Origin of the sequence: Polaromonas eurypsychrophila (genome assembly GCF_014641715.1) — a bacterium.
In the GTDB taxonomy this organism is placed as follows: Bacteria; Pseudomonadota; Gammaproteobacteria; order Burkholderiales; family Burkholderiaceae_C; genus Polaromonas; species Polaromonas eurypsychrophila.
On sequence record NZ_BMIG01000001.1, the window covers coordinates 42,223 to 53,872 of the forward strand.

Here is an 11,650-nt window from a genome sequence, read left to right on the forward strand (position 1 = left end):
CGCGCAAGCCGTTCACCGCCCTGGCGGGCGGCGCGACGACACCACAATCCCGCCGACGATCAGCACAAAGGCGATGCCGTGATACGGCTGCGGCAGCTCACCGAGGAAGGCCGCTGACATCAGCGCCGCAAACAGCGGGGTGAGGTTGGAGAAAAAACCGGCGATGTTGGGCCCCACGCGCTGCACGCCCACGCCCCAGCAGCGATAAGCCAGGATGGCCGGGCCAATGGCCACGTAGAACAGGGCAGCGGCCAGCGGCCAGCCCCAGACGATGCGGGCGTCGGTCAGCGCCCACTCACCGGCCGCGAACAGCCCGGACCAGCCCAGGCCGAACACCATCTGCGCCGTCAGGAAGGCGGCCCAATCATTGCGAATGTCGGGCGGGTCTTTCGGCTGCGACAACATCCAGCTGTAAAAGGCCCAGGCCAGCGTGGCCAGCAGCACATAAACATCACCCGGCACCAGCCGGATCTGTACCAGCAGCGACCACTGGCCGCGCGACAGCACCACCAGCACGCCGGTGATCGACAGCAGCGCGCCGAGCACCTGCCGCCGCGAGATGCGCTGGCCGAAACACAGCGCGCCTATCGCCAGCATCCAGACCGGCACGCTGGAGGCGACCAGGGTGACGTTCAGCGGCGTCGAGGTCTGCAGCGCCAGATACTGCAACGCGTTGTAGCAACCGACACCCAGCAAGCCCAGCACCGCGAAGCGCTTCCAATGCGGCCACAGGCTGCTGTGGGGCCTGAGCAGCCAGCCGGCCAGCGGCAGCATGAACACAAAGGCCAGGGCCCAGCGCAGGAAGTTCAGAGTGATCGGAGGCACCAGATCATGAACCAAACGCCCAACCACTGCATTGCCGGCCCACAGCAGTGGCGGCACCAGCAGCAGCAGCGCGGTGCGAAAATTCAGTCCGGCAGTCATGCGGGGACTTTACCCCCGTGCCTGCCGCCTTGCCCATCCATGCCCATCCATGCCTGAACGTCCCGCGCCATGTCGGTCGGTGCCGCGCGGCCTGCAAGACCGGCGGTTTCGTGGCAGGATGCAGGCCGCACATCTCTTCAACCGCATTTCAAGGAATTCGCCATGGCCATGACCCGCTCCAAAGCCGTCCGTATCGACCAGCACGGGGGGCTCGAAGAGCTCAAGCTGGTGGACGTGGAGGTCGGTGAACCCGGTCCCGGCGAAATTCGCATCCGCCACAAGGCGGTCGGCCTGAACTTCATCGATATTTACCAGCGTGCCGGCGTGTACAAGCTGCCGATGCCCCTGCAGCTCGGCATGGAAGCGTCCGGCGTGATCGAGGCCGTCGGTGAGGGCGTCACGCATCTCAAGGCCGGCGACCGCGCCGCCTACGCCAGCCAGCCGCCCGGCAGCTACTGCGAAGTGCGCGTGATGCCGGCCAAGTGTGTCTGCAAGCTGCCCGACGACATCTCCTTCGACACCGGCGCGGCCATGATGCTCAAGGGGTTGACGGTGCAGTACCTGTTGCGCCGCACCCAGCCCCAGGGCGGACTCCAGGCTGGCGACCATGTGTTGTTCCATGCCGCCGCCGGCGGCGTCGGCCTGATCGCCTGCCAGTGGGCCAAAGCCTTGGGCCTGCAACTGATAGGTACGGCTGGTTCGGACGAAAAATGTGCGTTGGCCAGAGAACATGGCGCGGCCTTCACCATCAATTACTCGAAGGAAGACTTTGTCGCGCGCGTCAAGGAGATCACCGGGGGCCGGGGCGTGAAGGTGGTTTACGACTCGGTTGGCAGGGACACCTTTCTGAAGTCACTCGACTGCCTGCGCCCCTTCGGTTTGCTGGCCAACTTCGGCAACGCCTCCGGCAAGGTCGAACCGCTGGACATTGGCCTGCTCGCGGCCAAGGGTTCGCTCTACGTGTCGCGCCCCACGTTGTTCACCCACCTGGCCACCCGCGAAAGCACGCAGGCCATGGCCGACGATCTGTTTGCCATGGTCAGCAGCGGCAAGATCGACATCCGCATCGACCAGCGTTTTGCGCTGGCGGATGTGGCCGAAGCGCACCGCTCGCTGGAAGCGCGCAAGACCACTGGCTGCACCATCCTGACGCTGTAGGTCTGATGAACGGGATGGACCCGCCATGGCTTGACGCCCTGCGCGCCAGCGGCCAACTCGCGCCAGCGCGGCCGCGCATGCCGCTGCTGGTGGCGGATGCGGTGGTTGGCTCGGTGGAACCCGACTTTCTAAGCAAAATCAGGCTTCGGCCCCTGTCAGACGGGCGGGAACAGCTATCAAAAACAGAGCATTTTGACATCCCGGTGTGGCGCCTGCTGGGTGAGCCGACGGCCGCACTGGGCGCCCTGGCGCTGGCCCTGCACGACGCTGGCCTGGCCCACGCCTGGCGCGACGAGCAGCTTGCGGTGACGGATGCGCAGGGTCGGCGTATCGGCACCGTGGAACGGGCCGTGGTCCGTGTGCTGGGCATCACCACCGCGGCGGTACACCTGATCGGGCAGGCCGAAGACGGCCGTTTCTGGGTGCAGCAACGCGCCTGGAGCAAGACCAACGATCCCGGCATGTGGGACACGCTGATGGGCGGCATGATCAGCGACGCCGACACCCTGGCCGGCGCACTTGAGCGCGAAACCTGGGAAGAAGCCGGCTTGCGTCTTGAAGCGCTGCAGCGCATCGTTCGCGGCGGCCACGTCGACATTCGCCGCCCCTGCGACGACGGCCACGGCGCCGGCTACGTGGTCGAGCGCATCGACTGGTACCACTGCACTGTGCCGGACGGGCAGGTGCCAGTGAATCAGGACGGCGAGGTCGAACAGTTTGTGCTGATGGATGCCAGCGAAATGCTGCAGAAGATGTACGCCGGCGAATTCACCAGCGAGGCGGCGCTGATCCAGGCGGCACTGCTGGACGTCGGTCCTGGTATGTCTTCCCGGACTTGATCCGGGATCCATGTGGCACTGACCACCGACCGTTGTTTGCATGTATGGATTGCGGGTCAGGCCCGCAATGACAGGCCAGGGTTCATTCCAGCTCAGAAACCGCGCGGCCAATTTCGGGCCAGCGGTGGTGCAAATACAGCCAGGCCAGCAGGCCGATGCCCATCATCAGCAGCGAGACGGCGGCCAGCGCCACCGTGGAGTGCATGATCAGCGGCGCAATCACCCCGGCCACGATGCCGTTGGCGGTCGAGCCGATGAAGGCCTGCAGCGACGAGGCCATGCCGCGCCGCTCGGGGTAAAGGTCCAGCACCAGCAGCGTCACCACCGGCACCATCAGGGCCCAGCCGAAGGCGAAAATCGCAATCGGAAACAGCGCCCAGGACACATGCGCCTTGAACAGCAGGTTGGCGAGCAGGTTCAGCACCGCGACCACCAGCATGATCACAAAGCCGTGGCGGATTTGCTGCTTGGGCGCAATTTTGCCGGCCATGCGCCCGCTGACCCAGGCGCCGGCCATGATGCCGGCAATCGTCAGCACAAAAAACCAGAAGAACTCGGTGGGCGCGAGCCCTAGGTGCAACTCCAGAAACTCCGGCGCCGACAGCACATACAAAAACATGCCATTGAAGGGGATGCCGCTGGCCAGCGCCAGCAGCAGAAAACGCGGGCTGGAGCCGAGTTGCCAGTAGCCGCGCATCAGGTGTTTCACGTTGAACGGCTGGCGCTGCGTGATATGCAGGGTTTCCGGCAACAGCCGGTAATTGGCGGTCCACAGCAACACGCCGACGCCGGTCAGGAACCAGAAGATCGCGTGCCAGTTCAGGTGCACAAACAGCCAGCCACCGATGATGGGCGCAATGGCCGGCGCCACACCGAAATAAATCGTCACCTGGCTCATCACCTTTTGCGCCTGCGCGGGCGGAAACATGTCGCGGATCACCGCGCGCGAAACCACAATGCCGGCGCCGGTGGACAGGCCTTGCAGCGCCCGGAAAAACACCAGCTGCTCAATGCTTTGCGACAGCGCACAGCCGGCCGAGGCGATGGTGAACATCGCGATCCCCCACAGCACCACGGGTCGGCGGCCAAAGCTGTCGGCCAGCGCCCCGTGAAACAAATTCATGAAAGCAAAGCCGAACAGATAGGCCGACAGCGTCTGCTGCATCTCAACCGGTGTGGCGCCCAGCGAACGCGCGATGCCCGAAAACGCCGGGATGTAGGTGTCGATGGAAAACGGCCCCAGCATGCCCAGCAGGGCCAGTAGCACGGCCAGGGCCCAGCGCGGCGCCTTCCAGAGCTGGTCAGCGTTGGGGTTCATGCTCGGGGCCTGTTCACACTATTTATGCAAGATGCGTTGCGAGTCAAAAAGGTCATGCGCGGGGCGCAAAATGCAGCCGGGCTGGCGCCCGGCAAGGCTTTGCAACGCTGCGCATGGCCTTTTTGGCCGCAACCCGAAGGGAATATGGTTAAAACAACGCCACTCGTTGTTGCACTCCTAACCCAGCCGCCCAGGCTGAGCGTCGTCGCGCGCCTAGATTGGCGCTGTTTTAACCATATTCGCACTTGCATCAATAGTGTGACAGGCCCTAGCGGGAGACGTCGTCCAGCAGCACACTCTGGCGCAGCCGGTTCGGTGCCAGCGCGCCGGCCGAGTCGAGAATTGGGTAGGCAATCGAGCAGATGTGCGAATTGATGCGTTTGAGGTCGCTGATCAGGTCGATGTGCAGCGAGCTGGTTTCCATGCTCTGCATGGTACGGTCCGACAGCCGGCCCAGGTGGGTGGTTGCGTAGGCACGTTCGAGGTCGCGAAAACGCGCTTTTTCTTCCAGCAGCTTTTGCGCGTCACGCACGCTGCCGTTGAGAAACACACTCATGCTCAGGCGCAGGTTGTCGATCAGGCGCTGATGCAGTTCGCAGATTTCGGCCATGCCGGCTTCCGAGAAACTGCGGCCCGGCTTGATCTTCTTGTCCTCGATGTCGATCAGTACACGCTCAACGATGTCGCCAATCTGCTCCATGTTGATGGTGAAGCTGATGATGTCGGTCCAGCGCCGGCTTTCTTCCTCGCCCAGCGCCTCGCGCGAGATTTTGGTCAGGTAATACTTGATCGCCGAGTACAGCTCGTCGACCGTGTCGTCCATCTTGCGCAGGTCTTCAGCGAGCTTGAGGTCATTTTTACGAATGACTTCCAGCATGCCGAGCAGCATGCTTTCGACCACATCGGCCTGGTGCAGGGCTTCGCGCGCCGCGCACGAGATTGCCAGCGAGGGCGTCGCCAGCGCCGAAGAGTCCAGGTGGTGCGGCCGGCCACCGGCCTTGGCGCCCTTGACCGGGCGCGGCAGGAGTTTTTCGACCCAGCGTGCCACCACCTGGGTCCAGCCGATGAAGACCAGGCCCACCAGCAGATTGAATATCAGGTGAAACAGCACCACGGTGGTGGCGATGTCGCCGAGGTAGGGTCGGACATGGCGCAGCCACAGGCCGACAAGAGGCGCGGCCATGGCCACGCCGAGCAGCTTGAATACCAGGTTGCCCAGCGGGACCTGCCGCACCTCGACGGCGGACTTGGCCGTGGTCAACACCGCCAGCAGGCCGCTGCCGAGGTTGGCGCCCAGCACCAGACCGAGCGCGACATCCAGCGGGATCACATTGGACGCCGCCAGTGTGGCGGTCAGTAGCACGATCGCCAGGCTCGAGTAGGACACCACGGCGAGCACGGCGCCGACAGTAATCTCCAGCAGCAGATCGCTGCTGAGCGTGCCCAGCAAGGCCTTGACGGCCGGGTGCGAGGTCAACACGCCTGTCGAGTCCGTCACCAGGCGCAGGGCCAGCAGCATCAAACCCAGGCCGATCAGAATGCGACCGATACGCCCGACGTTGGTCGATTGCCGCGAGATGAACAGCACCACGCCGGCGAAGATGAACAGCGGCGACAGCCAGGACAAATCGAATGAGAACACCACCGCCATCAGGCTGGTGCCGATGTCGGCGCCCAGCATCACGGCCAGCGCCAACGGCAGCGTGATCAGCCCCTGGCCGACGAAAGAAGAAACGATGAGCGCCGTGGCGGTGCTCGATTGCACCAGCGCCGTCACGCCCACGCCCGAGAGGGTTGCGTTGAAGCGGTTGCTGATGCTGCGCGACAGCACATGGCGCAAGCTGGCCCCGAACACGCGCAGGATGCCGGTTCTGACCAGATGGGTGCCCCAGACCAGCAACGCTATGGCCGCCAGCAGATTCAACAGATGCTTCATAAACTAACAATCACTATAACGCCGCGTCCTGCCTGAGAGGCAATCTTCGAAACGCCAAGTGGCGGTTCGGGGAACAACGATGGTAGTCCCCAGCAAGCAGGCGCCGCAAAACCGGCTCACCAAACGGCAGGCGCTGCGCCTCCTCAGGGGGGGCATGACACGCGGTGAAAAGCGTGGGGGCTAACTTCTTTTAACGCGCAGCAACTCGTCCAGGATCAGGCAGACCGCGCCCACGCTGATCGCGGCGTCGGCGATGTTGAAGGCCGGGAAGTGCCAGCTCGCGTAGTGAAAATCGAGAAAGTCCACCACATAACCATGCAGCATGCGGTCGATCACATTGCCGACTGCGCCGCCCAGAATGCAGGCCAGCGCAAACGAAAACAGCTTTTGCCCGGAATGCGACTTGAGCATCCACAGAATGAAGATCGTGGCCGCAATCCCGATGGCAGTGAAAAACCAGCGCTGCCAGCCGCCCGCATTGGCCAGAAACGAAAACGCTGCGCCGCTGTTATGTACCCGCACGATGTTGAAGAAGCTGGTCACGTAGGTGGCGTCACCGAGCTGGTAGTAACCCAGGATCAACACCTTGGTGAACTGGTCGGCAATAAAAAGAATCAGCGCCAGGCCCAGCCAGGGGAGCAGGTTTGCCGAGGTGGTTCCGAAGGTGGTTTTGGCCATTATGCGAATTTCCTGGTTTCACCGGCGCCGAACAGGTTGCTGGTGCAGCGTCCACAAATGCTTGGGTGCGCCGGGTCTTGTCCGACATCGGCCCGATAGTGCCAGCAGCGCTCACATTTGATATCTAAACTGGCTTTGACCCTTATGGATTGTCCGTCAGCAGCTACTAATTCAATAGCGGATGTGATGAAAACAAACTTCAGGTCATCGCCCAGGCTGGCCAGCAGTACATGGTCCGCCTGCGCGACTTGCAGCGCCACATTGGCCTGCAGGGACGAGCCGACCTGGCCGTCAGCACGCAGGGTCTCGATGTCCTTGTTCACCGCATCGCGAATATCTCGGATGCGAGACCATTTGGCCAACAAAATGTCGTCCTGTGCTGGAAGCGCAGCATAGGTTTCCATGAAGATGGACTCCGACGCGCCGCAGACCTTCCAGGCCTCTTCGGCAGTGAAGCTCAGGAAAGGCGCCATCCAGCGCAGCATGGCCTGCGTGATCTGGTGCAGCGCGGTCTGCGCGCTGCGCCGGGCCAGTGATTTCGGCGCCGTGGTGTAGAGGCGGTCCTTCAGGATGTCAAGGTAGAAGGAGCCCAAGTCTTCGCTGCAGTAGATCTGCAGCTTGGAGACCACCGGGTGGAATTCGTAGACCTCGTAATGCGCCAGGATGTCGGCCTGCAACTGCGCCGCGCGGCTCAGCGCGTAGCGGTCGATCTCCAGCATCTGCGCCAAAGGCACGGCGTCCTGGGTCAGGTCAAAGTCGCTGACATTGGCCAGCAGAAAACGCAGGGTGTTGCGAATGCGGCGGTAAGCGTCCACCACCCGCGCCAGGATTTTGTCGTCGATGGCCAGATCGCCTGAGTAATCGGTCGAGGCGCACCAAAGGCGGATGATCTCTGCGCCCAGCTTGCCAGAGACCTCTTGCGGTGCCACCACATTGCCTTCGCTCTTGCTCATCTTGCGGCCCTTGCCGTCCACCGTGAAGCCGTGTGTCAGCAGACCTTTGTAGGGCGCATGGTCGTACATCGCGCAGGCGGTGAGCAGCGAGGAATGGAACCAGCCACGGTGCTGGTCATGGCCTTCCAGGTACAGGTCAGCAGGCCAAGTGGATTGGGCCGCATGGCTGTGCTTGAGCACATGGTCATGCGTGGTGCCCGAGTCAAACCAGACGTCGAGAATGTCGGTGCTCTTGATGTAGTCCGGCGCATCATTGCCGATGATGGACTCGGCCGTGGCCTTGCTCCAGGCTTCAACGCCGCCGGCCTCCACCATGGCGGCGGCCTGGTCCATGATTTCCATGGTGCGCGGGTGCAACTCGCCGGTGGCGGTGTGGATGAAAAACGGCAGGGGCACGCCCCAGTTGCGCTGGCGGCTGATACACCAGTCGGGCCTGCCGGCGATCATGCCCTGCAAACGGGTTTTGCCGTTTTCCGGGTAGAAGCTGGTTTCCTCGATGGCGTTCAGCGCCAGCTGGCGCAGGGTCTGCGGCGCCTTATCCTTTGTGAAGACGCCTTCGCCTTCATCCATGCGCACAAACCATTGGGCCGCGGCGCGGTAGATCACCGGCGTCTTGTGGCGCCAGCAATGCGGGTAGCTGTGGGTGATGGTTTCGGTGGCAAACAGGCGCCCGGCGTCACGCAGGGCGTCAATCACCAGCGGCGCGGCTTTCCAGATGTTCAGGCCGCCGAACAGCGGCAGTTCATCGACATAGCGGCCGTTGCCCTGCACCGGGTTCAGGATGTCGTCGTAGGCGATGCCGTTGGCCACGCAGGAGTTGAAGTCTTCCACGCCGTAGGCTGGCGAAGAGTGCACGATACCGGTGCCGTCGTCGGCAGTGGCGTAGTCGGCCAGAAACACCGGGCTCAAACGCGCGTAGCCAGGGTCCACGTCAGACAGCGGGTGTTTGAAGTTGAGCAGCGCCAGGTTTTTGCCGGCCGTGGTGGCCAGCACCGTGCCGGTGAGCTGGTAACGCGCCATGCATTTTTCTACCAGCACAGCGGCCAGCAGCAAAATGCCGCGTTCGGTATCGACCAGCGCGTATTCGAGTTCGGGATTCAGATTCAGCGCCTGGTTGGCGGGAATGGTCCAGGCGGTGGTGGTCCAGATCACCGCGAATGCCTCTTTGTCCAGGGTTTTCAGGCCAAAGGCTGCGGCCAATTTTTCTGGCTCGGCGCTTTTGAAACCAACGTCCAGCGTCTGCGACTTCTTGTCGGCGTATTCGATCTCGAACTCGGCCAGTGAAGAGCCGCAGTCGAAACACCAGTAGACGGGTTTCAGGCCTCGATACACAAAACCGCGTTCCATGATGCGTTTGAGCGCGCGGATCTCGTTGGCCTCGTTGCCGGGGTTCATGGTCAGGTAGGGGTTGGCCCACTCACCTAACACGCCCAGGCGTTTGAAGTCCTCTTTCTGCGCCGCGATCTGCTCGGTGGCAAAAGCGCGGCTTTTGGCCTGCACGTCGTCTCTCGAAAGATTGCGGCCGTGCAGTTTTTCGATGGCGTTTTCGATCGGCAGGCCGTGGCAGTCCCAGCCTGGTACATACACCGCGTCCAGCCCCTTGAGCTGGCGCGCCTTGACGATCATGTCCTTGAGGATCTTGTTGGCGGCGTGGCCGATGTGGATCTGGCCATTGGCGTAAGGCGGGCCGTCGTGCAGCACAAACTTCGGCTTGCCTGCACGCACGTCGCGCAGCTTTTTGTAGATGCCTTTGTCGTCCCATTCCTTGACCCAGCCCGCTTCGCGTTTGGGCAGATCGCCGCGCATGGGGAACGGGGTGTCGGGCAGGTTCAGGGTGCTGCGGTAATCGGGTTTTGTGTCGGACATGGAAAAACTTCTGTTGAGGCAGACTGCTGGGGCAGGGCCGCCGGAATGCTGTTCGGGGTGACAAGCCTTGCGCCGGATGGGGGGCGGGGCCAGAGGCGACGAGATCGTCTAAATTCGGTCGCGCGTCGTCTGGCGGCTGGTTTCCGTGTGCATGGAGGCAAAAAACGCCCGCGCGTCCTCGCAGTCCCTGGTGATGCCCGCCTTGAGGCTGTCCAGACCGTCGTATTTCAGTTCGTCGTGCAGTTTGCGCTCCAGTTCCACACGAATGATTTTACCGTATGCCTCCTCGGGGCCCAGGCTGTCGGGCCAGTCCAGGCAATGGGTCTCCAGCAGCACCCGCCCGCCGTTGACATCGTCGGGGTCCAGCGAGGGCCGGATGCCCAGGTTGGCCACGCCGGGCAGGGGGGCTGGCCCCAAGCCAAACACCTGCACCGCGAAAATCCCGCTGGCCGCCGGTTTCCAGTGCGAAAAGCGCAGATTCAGGGTGCGAAAGCCGAGTTCGCGCCCGAGCTTGCGGCCATGCACCACATGACCTGAGATGCTGTAGGGCCGGCCCAGCAGGCCGGCCACGCGGCTCATCTGGCCCTGGGCCAGCGCTTCGCGCACCGCCGAACTGGAAACGCGGGTATTGCTCACCTCATAACTGTTCATGCGGGCAACGTCAAACCCGAGGCGCTCGCCGGCCGCATCCAGCATGGCGTAGTCGCCGGTTCGTTTGGCTCCAAAGCGGAAATCGTCGCCGACCAGCACATAACGCACGCCCAAGCCCCTGACCAGCACATCCTCGATGAAGGCTTCGGCAGGTTGCGTTGCCAGCCGGGCATTAAAGGGCAACACCACACACTGGTCGATGCCGCAGCGCGCGAGTTCAGTGAGTTTGTCGCGCAGGGTGGCGATACGCGCCGGCGCCAGTTCCGGCTTGCGTGCCACCGCAGCAAAGTAGTCGCGCGGATGCGGCTCGAAGCTCATCACGCAACTCGGCACCCCCCGGTGCTGGGCCTCGTTTTTTAGCAGCGCCAGCATGGCCTGGTGGCCGCGGTGCACGCCATCGAAGTTGCCGATGGTCAGCGCGCACTGCGCCGCAAGCCGGGCATCGTGGTAGCCGCGAAAAATTTTCATTGCGAAACCTTCATGCCGCCAATTATCGTTTTAATAGCGTCACAGGCCGGCCGGATGCGGGCTGAAGCGGTCAAAGGCCCTGCAGGGTGAGCTTTGTCATGAATTGGCTGTATATTGAGGCGTCAGGCATTTTTGAGTCCGGTTCCATGCGTTTTTAAACCATTGGAGGTTCGTTTGAAGGTCTTGAAGCTCTCAGCCCAGGGGTTACCACAGTCGTGGATCAGCCTCGAACAAGCCGTGTTGCACTATGCATCGGATGAAGTGCGCTGGGAGATGGGTGCGCGGGTGGCGACTTTTCATGGCGGCCACAATGCCGTCACCGGCAATCAGTCCATCATCAATATCAACAGCATCATCGGCACCAAGGGCGTGCCCAACATCAACCCCTTTAACCTCAAGCCGGGGTTGACCAACGGCAAGTTGTTCTCGCGCGACCGCAACATTTGCGCCTACTGCGGCGACCATTTTCACGAGGAAGTGCTGACGCGTGAACACATCATCCCGTTCGCGCAAAACGGTATCGACACCTGGATGAACGTGGTCACGGCCTGCCGGGCCTGCAACCACCGCAAGAGCAGCCGCACGCCCGAGCAGGCCAACATGCCGCTGTTGTACACGCCCTATGTGCCCAGCCTGTGGGAAGACTTCATCCTGCGCAACCGCCGCATCCTGGCGGACCAGATGGAGTTCTTGATGGCGCATGTGCCTAGGACTTCGCGGCTGCTGGTTTGAGCTTGCGCGGCTGGCTATCTCTGTGCATCAGATGCGGCGAGGATATGTCCGCATTTACACAGGCGTATCAAATTTTGTTCTTCAATACGAAATTCCAAACGCAGGGCTGACGTGAATCGCTGGAACA

9 protein-coding genes are annotated in these 11,650 nt (G+C 62.5%); 3 read left to right on the forward strand and 6 right to left on the reverse strand.

Annotation, left to right across the window (positions count from 1 at the left end; translation table 11 throughout):
* Nucleotides 1–12: 12 nt before the first annotated feature.
* Nucleotides 13–924 carry a DMT family transporter gene (locus tag IEX16_RS00195; RefSeq protein WP_188705392.1) on the reverse strand — a complete coding sequence of 304 codons (912 nt, stop codon included), beginning with the start codon at nt 922–924 and terminating at the stop codon, nt 13–15.
* Between the two features lie 162 nt (nt 925–1,086).
* Here IEX16_RS00195 and IEX16_RS00200 point away from each other — a divergent pair, with 162 nt between their 5' ends.
* The gene (locus IEX16_RS00200) at nt 1,087–2,082 is read left to right on the forward strand and encodes a quinone oxidoreductase family protein (RefSeq protein ID WP_188705394.1); all 996 of its coding nucleotides are present in this window, start codon (nt 1,087–1,089) and stop codon (nt 2,080–2,082) included.
* Between the two features lie 14 nt (nt 2,083–2,096).
* On the forward strand, nt 2,097–2,921 hold the full coding sequence (locus IEX16_RS00205) for an NUDIX hydrolase (RefSeq protein ID WP_308421311.1): 825 nt from the start codon (nt 2,097–2,099) through the stop codon (nt 2,919–2,921).
* A gap of 82 nt (nt 2,922–3,003) precedes the next feature.
* On the opposite strand, the gene IEX16_RS00210 is transcribed toward IEX16_RS00205, so the two are convergent.
* The 5 genes from IEX16_RS00210 to IEX16_RS00230 all read right to left on the reverse strand — a co-directional run bounded on the left by IEX16_RS00210 (nt 3,004) and on the right by IEX16_RS00230 (nt 10,791).
* Nucleotides 3,004–4,239 carry a multidrug effflux MFS transporter gene (locus tag IEX16_RS00210; protein ID WP_188705398.1) on the reverse strand — a complete coding sequence of 412 codons (1,236 nt, stop codon included), beginning with the start codon at nt 4,237–4,239 and terminating at the stop codon, nt 3,004–3,006.
* 268 nt (nt 4,240–4,507) lie between these two features.
* Nucleotides 4,508–6,175, reverse strand: a complete 1,668-nt coding sequence (locus tag IEX16_RS00215; RefSeq protein ID WP_188705400.1) for a Na/Pi cotransporter family protein — start codon at nt 6,173–6,175, stop codon at nt 4,508–4,510.
* Nucleotides 6,176–6,355: 180 nt separating this feature from the next.
* Nucleotides 6,356–6,853, reverse strand: a complete 498-nt coding sequence (lspA, locus tag IEX16_RS00220) for a signal peptidase II (RefSeq protein WP_188705402.1) — start codon at nt 6,851–6,853, stop codon at nt 6,356–6,358.
* Nucleotides 6,853–9,672, reverse strand: a complete 2,820-nt coding sequence (gene ileS, locus IEX16_RS00225; protein ID WP_188705404.1) for an isoleucine--tRNA ligase — start codon at nt 9,670–9,672, stop codon at nt 6,853–6,855. Before ileS ends, lspA begins: the two co-directional genes overlap by 1 nt.
* 108 nt (nt 9,673–9,780) lie before the next feature.
* The gene (locus IEX16_RS00230) at nt 9,781–10,791 is read right to left on the reverse strand and encodes a bifunctional riboflavin kinase/FAD synthetase (RefSeq protein WP_188705407.1); all 1,011 of its coding nucleotides are present in this window, start codon (nt 10,789–10,791) and stop codon (nt 9,781–9,783) included.
* Nucleotides 10,792–10,965: 174 nt separating this feature from the next.
* On the opposite strand from IEX16_RS00230, the gene IEX16_RS00235 reads away from it, so the two are divergent.
* On the forward strand, nt 10,966–11,523 hold the full coding sequence (locus tag IEX16_RS00235; protein WP_188705409.1) for an HNH endonuclease: 558 nt from the start codon (nt 10,966–10,968) through the stop codon (nt 11,521–11,523).
* Nucleotides 11,524–11,650: the final 127 nt, after the last annotated feature.